The sequence below is a fragment of the Halorubrum halophilum genome (genome assembly GCF_000739595.1).
GTDB lineage: Archaea > Halobacteriota > Halobacteria > Halobacteriales > Haloferacaceae > Halorubrum > Halorubrum halophilum.
This window is the reverse complement of record NZ_BBJP01000013.1, coordinates 45,654-62,458: the sequence shown is the minus strand read 5'-3', so window position 1 is coordinate 62,458 and position 16,805 is coordinate 45,654. Positions and strand designations below refer to the sequence as shown.

At 63.7% G+C, this 16,805-nt stretch carries 20 protein-coding genes and 1 pseudogene; 13 read left to right on the top strand and 8 right to left on the bottom strand.

The genetic code is table 11. The features are described from left to right. The first annotated feature begins 1 nt into the window (after position 1). The 3 genes from ACP96_RS04640 (at position 2) to ACP96_RS04630 (ending at position 2,852) form a co-directional block, all read left to right on the top strand. Positions 2-778: a DUF5803 family protein gene (locus ACP96_RS04640; RefSeq protein ID WP_050032429.1), complete on the top strand. Its 777-nt coding sequence runs from the start codon at positions 2-4 to the stop codon at positions 776-778. 38 nt (positions 779-816) lie between these two features. Then, complete coding sequence (locus tag ACP96_RS04635; RefSeq protein WP_050032428.1) at positions 817-1,512, top strand: competence/damage-inducible protein A; 696 nt, start codon at positions 817-819, stop codon at positions 1,510-1,512. Between the two features lie 221 nt (positions 1,513-1,733). Next, the gene (locus ACP96_RS04630) at positions 1,734-2,852 is read left to right on the top strand and encodes an ATP-NAD kinase family protein (protein ID WP_050032427.1); all 1,119 of its coding nucleotides are present in this window, start codon (positions 1,734-1,736) and stop codon (positions 2,850-2,852) included. A gap of 47 nt (positions 2,853-2,899) precedes the next feature. On the opposite strand, the gene ACP96_RS04625 is transcribed toward ACP96_RS04630, so the two are convergent. Further along, positions 2,900-3,091 (bottom strand): hypothetical protein, encoded by a 192-nt coding sequence (locus ACP96_RS04625; RefSeq protein WP_050026720.1) that lies wholly within the window; start codon positions 3,089-3,091, stop codon positions 2,900-2,902. Between the two features lie 229 nt (positions 3,092-3,320). Between ACP96_RS04625 and ACP96_RS04620 the strand changes: the two genes are divergently transcribed. Beyond that, positions 3,321-5,543 carry a CDC48 family AAA ATPase gene (locus tag ACP96_RS04620; protein ID WP_050032426.1) on the top strand — a complete coding sequence of 741 codons (2,223 nt, stop codon included), beginning with the start codon at positions 3,321-3,323 and terminating at the stop codon, positions 5,541-5,543. A gap of 96 nt (positions 5,544-5,639) precedes the next feature. After that, positions 5,640-6,173: a DUF5815 family protein gene (locus ACP96_RS04615; protein ID WP_050032425.1), complete on the top strand. Its 534-nt coding sequence runs from the start codon at positions 5,640-5,642 to the stop codon at positions 6,171-6,173. 204 nt (positions 6,174-6,377) lie between these two features. Here ACP96_RS04615 and ACP96_RS04610 read toward each other — a convergent pair whose 3' ends face one another. Continuing rightward, positions 6,378-6,542 (bottom strand): hypothetical protein, encoded by a 165-nt coding sequence (locus ACP96_RS04610; RefSeq protein WP_154020403.1) that lies wholly within the window; start codon positions 6,540-6,542, stop codon positions 6,378-6,380. A 408-nt stretch (positions 6,543-6,950) separates the two neighbouring features. Here ACP96_RS04610 and ACP96_RS04600 point away from each other — a divergent pair, with 408 nt between their 5' ends. The 5 genes and pseudogenes from ACP96_RS04600 (at position 6,951) to ACP96_RS04580 (ending at position 10,011) form a co-directional block, all read left to right on the top strand. Next, entirely contained in the window at positions 6,951-7,193 is a 243-nt protein-coding gene (locus tag ACP96_RS04600) for a hypothetical protein (RefSeq protein WP_050032422.1), read from the top strand. 179 nt (positions 7,194-7,372) lie between these two features. Continuing rightward, positions 7,373-8,186, top strand: a pseudogene (locus ACP96_RS04595) (manganese catalase family protein). 137 nt (positions 8,187-8,323) lie between these two features. Next, the gene (locus ACP96_RS04590; protein WP_050032421.1) at positions 8,324-8,905 is read left to right on the top strand and encodes a 20S proteasome subunit A/B; all 582 of its coding nucleotides are present in this window, start codon (positions 8,324-8,326) and stop codon (positions 8,903-8,905) included. A gap of 46 nt (positions 8,906-8,951) precedes the next feature. Then, positions 8,952-9,491: a metal-dependent hydrolase gene (locus ACP96_RS04585; protein ID WP_050032420.1), complete on the top strand. Its 540-nt coding sequence runs from the start codon at positions 8,952-8,954 to the stop codon at positions 9,489-9,491. A gap of 250 nt (positions 9,492-9,741) precedes the next feature. Continuing rightward, a complete protein-coding gene (locus tag ACP96_RS04580; RefSeq protein ID WP_050032419.1) occupies positions 9,742-10,011 on the top strand; it encodes a HalOD1 output domain-containing protein in 270 nt (89 codons plus the stop codon). Between the two features lie 23 nt (positions 10,012-10,034). Here the strand turns inward: ACP96_RS04580 and ACP96_RS04575 are convergent, their stop codons facing one another. The 6 genes from ACP96_RS04575 to ACP96_RS04555 all read right to left on the bottom strand — a co-directional run bounded on the left by ACP96_RS04575 (position 10,035) and on the right by ACP96_RS04555 (position 15,032). Further along, positions 10,035-10,820, bottom strand: coding sequence for a YihY/virulence factor BrkB family protein (locus ACP96_RS04575; RefSeq protein WP_161785350.1), 786 nt, complete (start codon positions 10,818-10,820; stop codon positions 10,035-10,037). A gap of 177 nt (positions 10,821-10,997) precedes the next feature. Then, entirely contained in the window at positions 10,998-11,663 is a 666-nt protein-coding gene (locus ACP96_RS04570; protein ID WP_050032417.1) for a helix-turn-helix domain-containing protein, read from the bottom strand. A 391-nt stretch (positions 11,664-12,054) separates the two neighbouring features. Further along, positions 12,055-13,155 (bottom strand): glutamate-cysteine ligase family protein, encoded by a 1,101-nt coding sequence (locus tag ACP96_RS04565; RefSeq protein WP_050032416.1) that lies wholly within the window; start codon positions 13,153-13,155, stop codon positions 12,055-12,057. 2 nt (positions 13,156-13,157) lie between these two features. Continuing rightward, complete coding sequence (locus tag ACP96_RS19710; protein WP_272913217.1) at positions 13,158-13,289, bottom strand: hypothetical protein; 132 nt, start codon at positions 13,287-13,289, stop codon at positions 13,158-13,160. 289 nt (positions 13,290-13,578) lie between these two features. Beyond that, positions 13,579-14,571 (bottom strand): hypothetical protein, encoded by a 993-nt coding sequence (locus ACP96_RS04560; protein WP_050032415.1) that lies wholly within the window; start codon positions 14,569-14,571, stop codon positions 13,579-13,581. Between the two features lie 161 nt (positions 14,572-14,732). Then, positions 14,733-15,032 (bottom strand): DUF7130 family rubredoxin-like protein, encoded by a 300-nt coding sequence (locus ACP96_RS04555; protein ID WP_050032414.1) that lies wholly within the window; start codon positions 15,030-15,032, stop codon positions 14,733-14,735. 148 nt (positions 15,033-15,180) lie between these two features. On the opposite strand from ACP96_RS04555, the gene ACP96_RS04550 reads away from it, so the two are divergent. From ACP96_RS04550 to ACP96_RS04540, 3 genes are all read left to right on the top strand, one after another. Continuing rightward, positions 15,181-15,510 (top strand): DUF5789 family protein, encoded by a 330-nt coding sequence (locus ACP96_RS04550; RefSeq protein ID WP_050032413.1) that lies wholly within the window; start codon positions 15,181-15,183, stop codon positions 15,508-15,510. A 178-nt stretch (positions 15,511-15,688) separates the two neighbouring features. Further along, positions 15,689-15,931, top strand: coding sequence for a PRC-barrel domain-containing protein (locus ACP96_RS04545; protein WP_050025305.1), 243 nt, complete (start codon positions 15,689-15,691; stop codon positions 15,929-15,931). A 117-nt stretch (positions 15,932-16,048) separates the two neighbouring features. After that, positions 16,049-16,798: a GNAT family N-acetyltransferase gene (locus tag ACP96_RS04540; protein WP_050032412.1), complete on the top strand. Its 750-nt coding sequence runs from the start codon at positions 16,049-16,051 to the stop codon at positions 16,796-16,798. Positions 16,799-16,805: the final 7 nt, after the last annotated feature.

Sequence of the window (16,805 nt, the reverse complement as noted above, 5' to 3'; positions counted from 1 at the left end):
CGTGAACCGACGTTTCGCCCTCGCGGTCGCGGTCGTCGCGCTGCTGGCCGTCAGCGCCGGCTGTCTCACCTATGTCAACGACGGCGGCGACGTGGCGAACGAGACGCTCGACGCCGAGCCGCCCCACGCGTACGACTTCGCGACCGACCGCGACGCGTCGATCAACCTGTCGACCGAGACGCGGTACACCGTCGTGTACAACGTCTCCGACGTCGAAGAGATACGCTTCTACCGACAGACCCCGTACACGGGCGATCAGCCCTTCGAGTTCGAGGCGTTCCGGTACCAGTACCCCGACGGTGAGGTCGTCAACGGGAGCGAGTTCCGCGCCCGCGGCGGCGAGGTCGAGCGCACTCCCGACGAGACGTGGGTCCGGTTCGGCGACGACATGGAGGACGGGCGGCTGGCTATCTCGGCGTCCGGATCGCCACGCCGGTTCACCACGCTCACCTACGTCGAGGGGTCGTACGCGGTGACGCTCCCGCCCGGATTCAGCACCGACATGCCGATCGTCGGGCACGTGTCGCCGCGCAATCACGAGATCGAGACGGTCGACGGTCGCGACCGGATCACGTGGGACTCGGTCACGAGCGGGTCGGTCGTGGTCCAGTCGTACCGCGAGAGTGACCTGCTCGTCTTCGGGGTGATCCTCGTGATCGGCGCGGTCGCCGCGGTCGTCGGGACGGTGTACTTCCGTCGACAGCTGGAGGAGCTTCGCCAGCGACGCCGGCAGATGGGGCTCGGCGTGTACGAGGACGACGAGGACGAGAACAAATAACTGACGCCCTTTTTCAGTGCGCGTCGCCTTGTGACGGTATGAACGCCGCAATCGTCACCGTCGGGGACGAGCTCCTCGTCGGCGACACCCAGAACACGAACGCGACGTGGCTCTGCGGCCGGCTCGCCGACCGCGGCGTGACGGTTCGCCGCGTGACGGTCGTCCCGGACGAGGTCGCCGAGATAGCGAGAGTCGTCAACGAGTACCACGCCGAGTACGACGCCGTGATCGTCACCGGCGGGCTCGGCCCGACCCACGACGACGTGACGATGGAGGCGGTCGCGGCCGCGTTCGGACGCGATCTCGTTGCCAACGATCGGGCCGCGGACTGGCTCGCGGAGCGCGGATACAGCGCGGACGACCTGGTCGCCGAAACCACCCACCTCCCGACCGGTTGCCGGCCGCTCGCCAACGAGGAGGGGGTCGCGCCCGGCGCCGTCGTCGAGTCGGTGTACGTCCTTCCGGGCGTCCCGGCGGAGATGGAGGCGATGTTCGAGTCGGTCGTCGAGGAGTTCGAGGGGACCCCGACCCACACCGTCGTCGTCGACGTCGACGAGCCGGAGAGCGAGCTGCTAGACCGGTTCACGGAGCTCCAGGAAGCGTTCGACGTGAGCGTCGGATCGTACCCCGGCGAGAGCGTGCGGGTGAAGATCACGGCGGCGACCGCCGACGAGGCGGAGCGCGCCGCCGAGTGGGTGCGGGAGCGGTCGGTGTTGATCGATTCCGAGAGCTGAGGACAGAGACCGGCGATCTACCGATACAGGTACGCGAGCCACAGCACGGTGATCACGAGGCTGGCGACGAGGACGGCGGTGGCGGTCGCGTCGATCGGGAGCGGCTCGACTGGGGCGGCTTCGAGGAGCATGGTTCGCGCTTGTCTTGGGGGCGTCTTAAACGTTGATCTTCCCGCGGCGAGACGCGTCCCGCTTAAGGGCTCGCCGCCGAAGGACCGGACATGCACGTCGGATTCGCGGTGAACCCGGTCGCCGGGATGGGCGGCCGCGTCGGGCTCAAGGGAACCGACGGGAAGGTGGCGGAGGCGGTCGCACGCGGCGCGGAGCCGCGAGCGCCGGACCGGGCGCGGCGAGCGTTAGATCGGCTCGCGGCGATCGCGCCCGAGACGCGCGTCTCGACCGCCGCCGACCCCATGGGCGAGCGACTGGTCCGCGACGCCGGTTTCGAGCCGGTCCGCGTGATCGACCCGTTCGGCGAGGATTGCGGCGATGGAGCGACCCCGCCCGATCCCACGGAGACGACGGCCGAGCACACCGCCCGAGTCGTCGAGGCGTTCGTCGGCGGCGACGACCCGGTGGATCTGATCCTGTTCGTCGGCGGCGACGGCACGGCGACCGACGTGGCGACGACGCTGGAACGGGTCGGGTCCGAGATCCCGATGCTCGGCGTCCCCGCCGGCGTGAAGGTGTACTCGTCCGTGTTCGCCGTCTCGCCCGAGGACGCCGCCGAGGTCGCGACCGCCTTCTCCCGCACCGAGCGCCGCGAGGTGGTAGACATCGACGAGGACGCCTACCGAGAGGGCGAAGTCCGCCCGGAGCTCCGCGCGGTCGCGCGCGTCCCGGTCGCCGACGACCTCCAGTCGTCGAAACAGACCGCGAGCGGGACCGTCGAGTCGCTCGCCGAGGGAGTCGCCGAGGACATCCGCGACCGGAAGGGAGAGGGCGTCACCTTCGTGCTCGGCCCGGGATCGACCGTGGGGGCGATCAAGGCGGAACTCGGATTCGAGCCGTCGCCGATCGGGGTGGACGTGTGGCGCGACGGCGAGGTGGTGGTCCGGGACGGGACCGAACGAGAGATCCTCGACGCGCTCGGCGAGGAGAACGTCATCGTCGTCTCGCCGATCGGTGGACAAGGGTTCGTCTTCGGCCGCGGGAACCCGCAGCTGTCGCCGGCGGTGATCCGGCGGTGTGACCTTCGGATCGTCGCCTCGCGGACGAAGCTCGACGACGTGCGAGCGCTTCGGGTCGACACCGACGACCCAGACCTCGACGCGGAACTCGCCGGGTGGGTCCGAGTCCGCGTCGGCAAGTTCGAGACGCGGATGATGAAGATCGCGTAGGGGACGAGCACGGCGGAGGAGCCCGGACGGGTTTCCTGGACTTCCGGTCAGCCCGAGCCGTCGCCCGCGACGAGGAAATAGATCTCGCCGGCCACCACCGCCGCGACCGCCGCGAGCGGGACGGCGAGGGGACCCGCGAGGCCGAGCGCGTACGGGGCGGCACCGAGGAGCACGCCGGCGGCGAGGACGGCGAGCCGTGTGACGAGCATCCGCATCGGTTCGGAGAGCGAGTCGAGCACGGGCGGAGTTGGCGGTGAACGGGGGAAAAGTCGACGGCACGGCGCGCTCCTCGGAGACGGCGAAAACCCGCCCATGCGACGGCGTTTTAAATACGGATGCCGTATCGTGCTATATGATGACACAGATCGCCGGGGTTCCCGAACCGCTCGGGGGAACCGGCGTCGCCGACAGGGGCAACAGGCTTATTCCCGAACCGGGTGCAGTTACGGACAACCCCCGCGAGGAACCATGAACGAAGTTCAACTCGAAGTGGCGAAGGCGTACCCGAACGACTCGGGGCGCGGCATCGCCCGACTCGACCCCGACACGCTGTTGCACCTCAAGCTCTCGCCCGGCGACATCATCGAGATCGAGGGCGCGGAGACGACCGCCGCGAAGGTCTGGCGCGCGGACCGGCAGGACTGGAACACCGACACGGTCCGCGTCGACGGCTTCACCCGCCAGAACGCCGACGTGGGCATCGGCGAGCGCGTGACGATCCGGAAGGCGGAGGCCGAAAAGGCCGACAAGCTCGTGCTGGCCCCGCCCGAGGAGGCGTCGGTCCAGTTCGGCTCCGACGCCGCCGGCATGGTAAAACGCCAGATCCTCAAGCGGCCGGTCGTCGAGCGCGACATCGTCCCCGTGATGTCGTCGACCAACCACCCGTTCATGCGGTCGCCCGGACAGGCGATCCCGCTGATCGCGGTCGAGACGGAGCCGGACGGCGTCTGTCTGATCACCGAGGACACCGAGGTCGAGCTGCGCGAGGAGCCGATCTCCGGGTTCGAGAAGACCGGTGGCGGGATCACGTACGAGGACATCGGCGGGCTCCAGTCGGAGATCCAGCGCGTCCGCGAGATGGTCGAGCTGCCGATGAAACACCCGCAGATCTTCTCGAAGCTCGGCATCGAGCCGCCGCAGGGCGTCCTGCTCCACGGCCCGCCCGGCACCGGGAAGACGCTCCTCGCGAAGGCGGTCGCCAACGAGACGTCGGCGTCGTTCTTCTCGATCGCCGGCCCGGAGATCATCTCGAAGTACTACGGCGAGTCCGAACAGCAGCTCAGGGAGATCTTCGAGGACGCGAAAGAGGAGTCGCCCTCGATCATCTTCATCGACGAGCTCGACTCAATCGCGCCCAAGCGCGAGGACGTGACCGGCGAGGTCGAGCGCCGCGTCGTCGCCCAGCTGCTGACGATGATGGACGGACTGGAGACGCGCGGACAGGTGATCGTCATCGGCGCGACCAACCGCGTCGACAGCGTCGACCCCGCGCTCCGCCGCCCCGGACGCTTCGACCGCGAGATCGAGATCGGCGTCCCCGACGAGGTTGGCCGCAAGGAGATCCTCCAGATCCACACCCGCGGGATGCCGCTCTCGGACGACGTGAGCTTAGACCACCTCGCGGACGAGACGCACGGCTTCGTCGGCGCCGACATCGAGAGCCTTACGAAGGAGGCCGCGATGAAGGCGCTGCGTCGCTACCTCCCCGAGATCGACTTAGACGAGGAGGAGGTGCCGCCGAGCCTCATCGACCGGATGATCGTCAAGCGCGACGACTTCTCGGGCGCGTTGAACGAGGTGGAACCCTCCGCGATGCGCGAGGTGCTCGTCGAGCTGCCGAAGATCTCGTGGGACGACGTCGGCGGACTCAGCGACGCTCAACAGCAGGTCCAAGAGTCGGTGGAGTGGCCGCTCACCTCGCCGGAGAAGTTCGACCGAATGGGCGTCAACGCCCCGAAGGGCGTGCTGCTGTACGGCCCGCCGGGCACCGGGAAGACGCTGATGGCGAAGGCAGTCGCCAACGAGACGAACGCGAACTTCATCTCGGTCCGGGGGCCGCAGCTGCTCTCGAAGTGGGTCGGCGAGTCGGAGAAGGCGATCCGGCAGACCTTCCGGAAGGCCCGGCAGGTGAGCCCGACGATCATCTTCTTCGACGAGCTCGACAGCCTCGCGCCCTCGCGCGGGCAGGAGATGGGGAACAACGTCTCCGAGCGCGTCGTCAACCAGCTGCTGACCGAGCTCGACGGGTTAGAGGACATGGGCGACGTGATGGTGATCGGCGCCACCAACCGCCCCGACATGATCGACCCCGCACTGCTGCGCTCCGGACGGTTCGATCGGCTCGTGATGATCGGCCAGCCCGACCAAGAAGGCCGCGAGCAGATCCTCGACATCCACACGCAGGACACGCCGCTTGCGCCAGACGTGACCCTGCGCGAGATCGCCGAGATCACGGACGGCTACGTCGGCTCCGACCTTGAGGGGATCGCCCGCGAGGCCGCCATCGAGGCGCTGCGGGACGACGACGACGCCGAGGAGGTCGAGATGAAGCACTTCCGGCGCGCGCTGGAGTCGGTGCGCCCCACGATCAACGACGACATCCTCGCGTACTACGAGGAGGTCGAAGAGCAGTTCAAGGGCGGTAGCGGGGAGGCGATCCGCGACACCGGCGGCCGGATCGGCTTCCAGTAGGCGGCGGAGCCGCGTTCGCGGCGTCGCCGCGGCTACGGCGCCCCGGCTTCCGTCCCGTTCCGCGCCTTTTAACCACGACAGCGCCCAACGTCGGGTATGTCCCAGCCGCGCGTCCCCGGCGGTGACGAGAACACGCTGGAGCTGCCGTGCGGACAGACGATCGCGTCCGGCGAACTGGACCTGGGGATGCGCGAGTTCGAGTGCGACTGCGGCGAGACGCACGCGGTCGTGATGGACGTGCATCCCCCGGAGCGGTTCATTCCCGACTTCTTGGTCGAGGTGCTCCGCGAGGCGATCGAGACGACGAGCGAGGAGATGCCGGAGTTCGACACGCCCCACCTGCTCGGCGTGGTCTTAGAGGAGTTCCCGGAGGCCGTCGTCGCGTCCGACGCCAGCGAGAACGCCGACGTGGGGTACGCGATGGCGTGGGTGACCGACTTCGACTCCCGCCGGCTCCACGAGATCGTCGTCGAACTCGTCGTCGAACTGATGGAACACGCCGTGAGCCACGCCGACGACGACGAGGCGCTCTCGGCGTTCGAAGAGGAGATGGTCGAGTTCGACGTGAGCGAGTTCGTCGACCAGTACCGCGCCGAGCGCGATCTGGAAGCCGAGGACCCGTACGCCTGAGTGCGACGCTCGGAATCTCGATCGTGTCGAACTCCGCCTGTTTTCGATCGATACTACGATCGTTCCGCCAGTCCGAAAGCCGTTGGCTCGACCGGGAGAGACATTTTGAATTGACGGAATCTGATACATTTAAAAGTATATATTTCTACCATCTTATCGTTCTTTATAGGTTTTATAGTCAGTCTGATACCCGTGTCGAACGACTCAAATTCGGATCGAGGTCCGTGAGTGCAGAGCTGTGAGAGCCCCGTCAGCCTCGACGAGAAACGCCGCCTCGTCGACGTGGCATTTCTCCCGTAGATCGAGAGATACTACGCCGGTGTCCCTCCCGTGTATCTCGATGGTAACGGGAATCAGCTCCGAGATCAAGCGACGAGATTTGGGGTGAAAGAGACGGTCGAAACCCTTCTCCGGCACTATGGGGAAACGAAGGTGAGAGATACCGAAACCGGTGGCTGATCGGAAGACAGCTACATTCCGACGGGACCGATCCGTGGCCCGAACGCAGTCGGAAGCGCAGTCGGGCCGGCCGTCGACGTCTTCAACTGAATCAGTAACGCGGACGCCTCCTCCTCCTCAAGAAACGATCGAAGCGGGCGAGGATCGACGCCGTACTTACCCCTTTCAAATACTGTTTTCTTTATTGATGTATTGGCGAACATCGGGTCGCGCCGAGCTCGACTGACGAGAACGAACGGTATCGCGGAGTGGCCGATTGACGCACGGGCTTCCGTAAGTAGGCTGTGCCCTTATGCGTGTACCTCACGTGGTAACAGTATGGCAGAAACGGTATACACAGACAGCGACGTCGGAAAGTACGTTATGACCGCGGACGGCGACCGCGTCGGTACGGTCACGGCGGTTCGACACGGAACGCCGCGCGTCGATCCCGACCCGGACATGTTCGATCGGATCAAGGCGTCGTTGGGCTGGGAAGACGTCGACGACGACACCTATCCGCTTCAGGACAGCGAAGTGAGCGAAGTCACCGACGACGAGATCCGTCTCCGCCGGTTCTAACGACCGAGGTACCACCGGGCTCCTGATCGGACTACCGGGCTCGTGTTCCATCAGGAACATCCGTCCGGCCATGAACGGCGAGACGCCCCGTCTGACGGGTGAGACACGAGGGATATCAAAAGGCCCCGGCATTCGCAAGCAGGACGCTATTGCCGGATCCTGACGTTCACCTCCATGCCGTGTTCTACCACGACAATCAGCTCCAGTTCGAGGTCGAAGTCGAGAATCCCGACCCCCCGTTTCGCAAAGATGCTCCAGCAGGCCATCGGTGGTGCTGAGGGTGAGATGCGTGTCGCCTTACAATACATGTTTCAGGCCTTCGCGGTTCCGGCCGAGAAACAGGAGATCAGACAGTTCCTGATGGAGACCGCGACGGAGGAGCTCGGGCACATCGAGATGCTTGCGACTGCGGTCACGAAGAATCTCGAGGGAGCGTCTGAGGAGGCTCGCGAGTCCGCCCGCGAGGACGCGATCATCGACGAGATGATGCGTTCTGGCCAACCCCGACAGGCCCTCTCAGCGGGGTTACACGCGATGCCCGTCGACAGCAACGGCGTCCCGTTCACCGGGAACTACGTGGTTGCTTCCGGAAATCTGGCCGCCGACATGTACGCGAACGTCATGGCCGAGTCCACGGGACGCGTGCTCGCGACCCGGCTCTACGAGTTCACCGACGATCCGGGCATGAAAGAGATGCTGGAGTACCTCATCGCCCGAGACACGATGCATCAGAACCAGTGGCACGCCGCCTTAGAGGGCCTCGGAGACCATCGTCCCGTCCCGGCGAGCTTCGATCAGGAACAGGAGAATCAGGAGTATAACTACTCGTTCATGTCCACCGCTCGTGAGGAGCGGGACGATCCGGAACAGCCGTGGACGCAGGGTGAAGCGCCCGACGGCAAAGGGGAGTTCAGCTACACGCCCCGTCAGCCCGGCGGTGGCACTCCCGATCTCAAAGAGATGATCGACGAGATGTATAACAAGGTTCAGTGAACGGCCGAACGCGACTGACCTCTCGTCTCCCCCATTTCCATCGATCACTCTCGAACAAGTATCCGGACCCGGTCTCCACCTCACCCTGCACACGCAGGCCACGGTGTTAACCGGCCAACGGCAGTCATCAATGAACGATGAGCACTGTCGTAGCGATCGAAACGCCGACAGGGGTAGCCATCGCCGGAGACACACGGGTCGTCGACGGCGAAGCGGTGTCGTCGGATCAGTTCCGGCGCGTGTTCGGCCTCGACGGCGTCGGCGTTGGCGTCGTGGGTGAATCGGGGGCGATCCAGCAGTTCCGCCGACAGTTCGAGGTCGATCTCCGAGATCGCGGGCTGCGAAGCGGTGACGCCCCCGACATCGACGCCGTCGCTCGCATCGCAGCCCGGGAGACGCAGGAAGCGGGCGTCGACGCCGTGATAGGCGCACGCGACGCCGACGGGGCGGCGAGCCTCAGAGAGGTCGCCTCCGACGGGCGCGTACTCGAGGGCGGTAAAATCGCTCTCGGTTCCGGGAGGAAGGTCGCCCTCGGATTGCTGGAGGCACTCGACGCGGACGAGATGACAAACGATCCCGCCGCCGCGGTACGAAGCGTACTGGAGACGGTGACCGAGCGAGATGTCACCACCGGTGGCGAGGTCACCGTCTGGGTCCTCGGGAGCGCCGACCAGATCGAGCAGGACGTTCGCCGCTCCGGGGAGGAGGCGGAACGGTGACTCGTCGTATCCGACCGGAATCCACTACATTTGGGGTATCTCTCGCATGGTAGACGTGAGCGGCCACTTGGGTATGGCACTGCTCTGGCTCGCCCCGGTGTGGTTCCTCGTCGACTACCGGAGAACGGCGGTGGCGTTCGTCTTAGTCGGAACTCCCTTCGGAATGCTGCCGGACGTCGACTTGGTGCTCCCGAGGCTCATTCCAACCGTCAAACACCACGGGGTGTTCCACACCGTCCTCGCGGTGACGCTCTTCGCCGCGGTCATCGGCCCGCTTGTCGGGAAGTTCCTCGAGTGGATCGACGGTGAGACGGACTGGCTGTCCCCCGAGGTGGTGAGCCACAGTGTCCGGTTCGGCTTCCTGACGGTCTGGATCTCTGGACTCGCTCACCTCTTCGCAGATATACTCTCGGCACCGGATATCGCCGATTCCATCGAGCCGTTCTGGCCGATTTACCCGAGCTCGCTCGGTATCGACCTCGTCTGGTACAACGATCCCGTGGTCAACTGGGGCCTCCTCGCCGCCGGCGTCCTCGTCAACGTCGGGCTGTACCTGCATGTCGGCGATACGTCCCTGTCTGAGTGAGGGCAAGCCTCCGATTGGGCGAGATACGGCTAGGGGCAGGCGAATTCGACTCCGACGCGGCTACCAACAGCAGTGAGAATCGACACGATTCGCGCGGTGACGTCGACAGGAATTGCCGTCCGCGGTCCGAACTATCATGCGCTGTGAAATCCTCAGTAAGCGATACCCGTTGACCTAGCTGCAGTCGATACGGCCAACATTATGCTATGTAGTAGCAATGTATATTTGCGTTGAAATACAAGCTAGCCGAATGGGAGATACGCAAGAGTTTTACTACGAACCAGACGAAGGCGAACAGCTGAGTACGGCAGTCGTAACGGCGATCGCAAAGGCTCATGACGAGGGTGCGATCGATCAAAAGTGGCTCATCAGTGACGATATTAATACAGACGCACTTGACGGCCTCTTTCAGGAACGAAATCTCAAGATGACGCTCCAGTTTGAGGCAGATACCACGACGGCCACCATCACCGCCGATACGAGCGGGAACCCGATCATCAAAATCGAGTCACACCGCTGAAGCTCCGTTGACGGAGCTAACGGTTACTTCGTACTCACCGGATCGTCCGAGGCGGAAGAGCGGCTTCCCATGAGCACGACGTTCGTAACGGCTCCGATCAGGATCACCAGCGCTCCGAAGTAGAGGAACGTGATCAGGAGTATCACACCGCCGATGACGCCGTACAGATCCTGGGTCGACGAGTACGCGACGTAGACGCCGAATCCGGCGTTGAGCAGCGCCCACCCGACGGCCGCAACCACCGTTCCCGGGAGAATCATCTTGACAGACAGCTCCGCGTCGGGGAACACGTAGTAGATGGGAAGGAACACGACCGTGAGACCGAAGACCAGCAACGCCCCTCTCGCCAGGGTCGGGAACGGGAGGTCCGGGACGAGACGGAGGGCCAGTCCCGCGCCGACCACGACGAACAACGCGACTCCCAGAGACGCCAGTACCACGATCCCGTCTTTGAGTTGATTGACGAAATCGTTCTTCCACTGGGTGTCGTAGATCGCCGAAAAGGCCGTGTCGAGCGCGCGGAAGACTCGCAGTATTCCCCAGAGCAGTACGACGGACCCCAGAATCGAAAGCCCCGTTTGACTCCCGGCTTGGCTGATACTGTCGATCAACAGCGACTGCCCGCTCGGTGTGAGGTAGTTCTCCGTGACGGCCTGGACGCGAGTGACCAGCGCCTCGCCTCCGAGAATAGACGCCGCGATCGTCAACAGCAGGACAAGCGGAAGCAGCGAGACGAACGCCGAATACGCGATGCTCCCTGCCATGAACGGGACGTTCTTCGTTCGAATGACGTGGATGATTCCCCGCACGACCTCGGTCGAATGTTCGGCTGTGTGAGTGTTTTGTGAGCGCATATCCCTCATCTCTTACTCGTGACGTAGCGACAGAATCCGTTATGTGAGCGCTTCGCTAGAGGTTTCGGGCCGGAGCCGCAAGAGACCGATCCCGGGTTCATCTCTGTCCCCGGTGACGGAGGAGAGCAATGCTCACAGGCGAGTTTCCGCTCCGGTCGTCGATTCCGAGAGCAACTGCTCAACGAGGTGGGAGTGACCTCGCCTGAGGCGTTCAGAGACGGCTTGGTGAGACACGTCGAAGCCCGAGGACAGTTCCTCTAGCGTCGTGCCTCGTGGGACCTTGTAGTAATCCGCCTCGAACGCTTGGGTGATGGTGCTGTGTTGTGTCGCCGATAGACCTCCCTTTTTGTCCTCTGGACAGGAGAAATTGCCGATACGAGAGAGCGATGGGTCGATTCCGTCGTCACGCCAGGCTTGGAAGGTCTCCGACGCCGTCGCGCGGTCGGGGAACAGGATTTGGAACTCCCAGTGGTCGGGTGTCCCTCGGACGTCGAGCACCGAGCCGGTCTCTGCGAACTCGTCGATGAGACGCGCCGCGGACGCCGTCCAGTCGACTTCGTACAGGCCACGATCGTCGTCCATGGACAGGCGGCGGACGCGGTCTATGGACGGATCTCTCTGTAGAGCTGCGTCGAGTTCGTCCGGCTGGCTCGTCGAGGTCCAGAGGAAGGGTATCGTACTCTTCGAACTGTGGATGGCAGACTGAAGGAACTCGAACTCGACATCCGGGACCCGCTCGATCGCTTCTTCGAGAACGAACTGGTCGATCGGGATAGTGGCAACTACGACGGTCTCCATGTGCGCCCACTGTCCCCGTGAGGGCTTTAGTATAAGCAGCGTATGCGTTCATTCAGCTTGTGGATCGTTAACGGGGCAAAACACGGTTTCCACGACCCGTTACGCGTGGGGAAATACGGCGGCCTTATTTTCGGTATCGCTTTACTTAATCCAGCTGGTCGCGCAAAGTGATGCTGTTCGACGGACGTCTGCCATCACACCGCGTTGGCAGTGTGGCTATGCTTAATGCGAAAAACGGGACCATGAAGTTGTGTTCGCGAGGGTTCGCGTCGCCCTGATTCCGGGGTGGATTCCGGTCCTCGACTCAGATGAGAAAGCGGGAAGAAGCGAGAAAGGAATGTTCTGTGGGTACCGGGGAGCGGGCGGCTGTCGTCGCCGTAGCTACTGCTACTTAGGCCGGAAACATCGTATACTGCGATTCTTCGGGAGTCAGATTCTGGACGTCCGCCTGCAACCGACCGGCCTGTTGTAACCGTCGCGTTCGTGCCTCCGAGTTACTGAGCTGGTACGGCCCGTGAAGTCTCGACGAAAGCGGGTCGTACGTCGAGGTGTCGAACCCCAAGTCCTGAAGGTACGACTCGACGTCCGCGGATTCGAGCCCGGATTCGATCGCTTTCCAGCTCAGGTCTTGAAGCGTCTCAAACTCCGGAATCTGGATGCAATCTTCTCCGGCCGCTGGTTCCCCGACCTCGACGGAAGCCGTTTGCGTGCGCGAGACGAGGTCCTCGACGTCGGTCGCGAGTTGGAGGATCTGGCTGGGGAGCGTGGCGTCCGGTGCCCGCCACTCGACCGTCGGCTGACACTCCCGGAGGCGGACTGGGTTCAGCACCGTGTCTTCGGGCGCGAACAGCTCCTCGACCGTATCGGGAGACACTCCCTTGTCGGCGGCCAACCGTTTGAATAGCCTGTACTTTTCGTCGACGCGGTCCCGCCATTCCGCGAGGCTGTCCTCGTATTCACAGAGATCCATGTAACAGCGGAAGTCGTCCCCGCAATCCGTTCGATACGCGAGCGCGCGAGACGAGTTTGCACCGTGGGTCCCGGCGTAATAGGACGAGGAACTCACCAACGCGAGCGCCGGATCGAGCGCGGTCAGGAGGTTGAGTTGGTCGACGATCTCGTCCTGCCCGAAGTGGATGTGCGCTCCGGCACAGTTCTTGGCGCTTTCGACACCGCTGCCGTAGATGGTTTCGAACACTCGACCGCGCTCGCAGTTCGGAGCGGCGTCCGAAGTGGTCAAAGGCGTCCCGAGCGGGACGAGGCGTTTACTCGCCCCCTCTGCCGCCAGAATCGCCGTTTGAAGGATCGACTGAAGCTCACGCCGCAGGGAGCGTTCGCTGGTGTGTGGCTCCGTCTTTACTTCGATGAGCGGGTCGATGAATTCGGGTTCTATCCGCTGATGTGCTTGGGTGATCTCCGTTCCGTCACACAGTCGTCCCGTTTCGTCGACGACCCACAGTTCCAGTTCGATGCCGACGCTGAGTGTATACATGGTTAGGTCACTATTGCTTGGATCGCCTCGGTGGTCTGGCTCTCGGGGTCGTCTTCGACGAGCGTCGAGAGATCCGTCGCAGCCGACGCTCCGGAGATCGCCGCGAGCACGCGGTGACCGTACTCGTCTGCCATGGGGCCGAGCACGTCGACGGGTACCGACCCCGCCCTCACGGCCCGTGGACAATCACCAGTTCCCCCGACTCGGATCCGGGCTTCCCCCGTAATATCGGACATACTTTGTCTCAATAGCAGATATCGGAGAGAGGCGGGTGAAAGCTCCGCCTAAGTCTTTAGAATGGAGCCGCGAGAGACCCGTTCTGGACCCAGAAGCTACCGTGACCACGAACGGCGAATTTCGGTGTGTGGGCCTCAGAACCGGTGTTGAGCCGATTCTTCTGAAGTCGCCGTCGAACGATCCCGTTTAGCCCCGATTTTGAGGCGGGATGAACGGCCCGACGGAGACCGTTTGTCGAGCGACGGTCGCCGCCCGGAGAATGTACGCGACGAACAGCGCCAGCGGGGCGACGATGAGCCCGATAGCGACACTCACGACGACGGGAAGGGCCTCTACCGGGATTGTGACGGAGTTCGTCCGATAGACGAGCGTCACGGTGACCGCTGCCGCCAAGGCCGTCACCCCCGAGTAGACCAGCAGTCGCGAGAGCGTCGCGAGATCCTCCTGAATGGCGATCGTCTTGTAGAACTGCCGAACGACGGCGATAGACTCGAGGAGCTCCTCGATGGCTTTGAGCTCCTCCGATATCTCCTCGGGGATCGACGCGGCGTACTCGTTCCGGATGTGTCTGGTTGCAGTCATGTTCTGCGCGTATTCGGTCCCCAAAATAACGCCGAGAATGGAGTTCAAATCCGTGTTAGATTCGAGATTTTCGTCGAGGTTGTCCCCGTACGCGGCGATGTCGCGCAACGCGCTCGTGAACGCTTCCGGCGGATCCCAGTCGGCACCGTCGCCGGCGGCTATCACTCCATCGGCACGGTCAGTGAGCGTCGTGGCGATCAACGAGAGAAAGTCCGCGGGGTCGTTTGGACTCGACGGGACTCCGGCGATCGATTCGACGGTCTGCCGCAGTTCTCGTGACCCGTTGAGCCGGTCTACCAAGACGTTGACGGACCCGAACACGCGCGAGAGGACGAGCTGATTGATCGAGAGAGCGATCGTGAGGAGCGTGATCACTCCCGAGGTGAGCCCGCTTCCGAAAAGGCTCGCCACGGAACTGCTTGGGCCCACCGCCAGTACGCCGGCGGCGATAAGCGTCCACATGACGCCCGCACAGAGCGCGGCGAAACAGCCCGCGACGGCTCTCCGGTCCCCGTCGAGCAGCACCCAGTCCACCGCTCGCTTCCGTACCGTGTCAGAATCGCGTACGGATCTCACCGTCTCGGGTTCGGAGACCATATCGGTCACACGACGAGAATACGGATAAACACCCGTGCTGCTCCGTCACATCGACGCCGACAGCGGCGGCTCCTCGACCGCTCGGAGAGAGCGGTCCTCCCGCGATTCGGATGAGGTTCCCGGGACGTTCGCGACCCGAGTCGCACGCGGCCGGGTCGCGATCAGTCCTCTTCGACCGCGGTGATCGCTTCCTTTGGAGCACTACAGTTCGGACACGATTCCGGGAGCCCGTCCTCCAGTTCGTCCATCTCCCCGCACTCGCCGCACCGCCACATCAGGTATCCCTCGCCGAACTCCTTCCCCGGCACCTCCTCGACCTCGCTCTCGTCAGACTCCACCGCCTCGACTTCGAACCCGTCGTCGATGAGGCCGCTCACCCGTCCGACCACCTGATTGTCGCTGTCGTACACTAGCTCTCCCGGTTCGATCGACACGCTCTGGACTCTGTTCTGGGCGCCCATACGCCAATTGTGGTTCGTTCGGGTAATCAACGTGAGCCCAATATGTTTGGACTCCCCTCGATCCGGAGCATCGCTGCCGGCCGATCGGTAACATCACCTTGCGTGTGCGTGCAGAAGCCTTTCTCTGGTCATTCGTCGAAGGTGCGGTATGGCAGACGAGCCTGACAACACCCGAGAGCACGGTATCGAATTCGGCGAGCTAGCCGGGGATCTTGAAGCGGAGTCGTACCCGCTGTCGCACGAGACGCTCCTCGACCGGTACGGGGATCGCGAACTCGAACTCGTCGACGGCGAAGTCACGGTGCGTGAGGTGCTCTCCGCGGACACCGAACGGGAGTACGAGGACATGGAGGGCGTCCAGCAAGCCATCCTCAACATGGTCGGGGACGAAGCGGTCGGCCGAGAGAACTACACCGACCGCGGCGGCAACGTCGAGGACGACGACGACGAGGACTCGGCCGAAGCGCAGTCGTTCTAGACCGCATCGCGGCGTCCGTCCTCGGAATTCCGATCGGCGTTCGCTCCCATCGCGCTGTCCGGGCGTTCGAGAGCGGACGGAAACGGGGCCAGATTCGGGCGGCGGACCAGTCACGTATATACACCCGTCACAGGCAAGCAGAACTCTTAGCGTCGAAAGCGTCATCGGTTGGATCGCAATGCAAAACGACAAGACGCTGACTGCGGACGACGAAGGCAAGGACGTCGTGAACTCCGACGGAGACAAGATCGGTCGCGTCACCAACGTGGAACACGGCAAGGCACACGTCGATCCCGACCCGGGGCTGGCCGACACGATCCGATCCAAACTGGGCTGGGGCGACGATGACGAGGAGGACTACGTGCTCAATACCTCGAGCATCGAGACTGTCACAGACGACGAGATTCACCTGAGTAGGTAGCGGTACCCACAGGCCTTCACCAGTCGTCTCCTGCTGAACCATCTTTTCAGTGTGGGACCTCGGCGCGCTGATGCACAGTCACAACAACTATATTCGAGCTAAACGTTATCAACTCACATGAATATTCGCGCTGCTGAGTCGGACGACCGGGAACAGATCAGAGCAATCACGCGCGACTCGCTGCAGTCGTCGTATTCGCTCAGTCCAGAACAGATCGAGACGATACTCGAAGAGGAGTTCGACGACGCGGCGATAACCGACCTGCTCGACGACGCGGAGATGACTGTGCTCGTTGTCGAAGAGACGGTCGACGGCGACGAAGTCGTCCGCGGGTTCATCACCGTCGAACTCGGAACAGCGGCGACGATTCGGTGGCTCCACGTGGATCCGGCGGCGCGGGGTGAGGGTATCGCCACGGCGCTGCTCGACCGCGTTCGCGAACAGTTTTCCGAAAAGCCGATCGCGGCGTACATCCTCGACGACGCCGTCGAGGGGGGCGAGTTCCTCGAAGGGTTCGGCCTCAAACAGAGCGGTCACGAACAGATGCTGGTCGGCGGGGAGGAGTTCGACGTCACCGTGTTCGCGGAAGGCCAATCGACGGAGTCGGCGAGCGAGCCGACCGTCGCGGTCCCGGAGTCCGTCACCGCCGACGGGACGGACCGGCCCGTCGATCGCGACGAGACCGTTCCCGGCAGCGAGGCCCCGTTCTTCACCGTGTACACGGCGGACGACGAGGAGGACGCGTACGGGTACTTCTGTTCGCAGTGCGGCGGTACGAACGTCTCCACCGACGGACTCGACAGGCTCGAATGCGGGAACTGTGGGAACGTTCATCTGGCCGACGAGTGGGACGACGCGTACCTCTGACACGAGC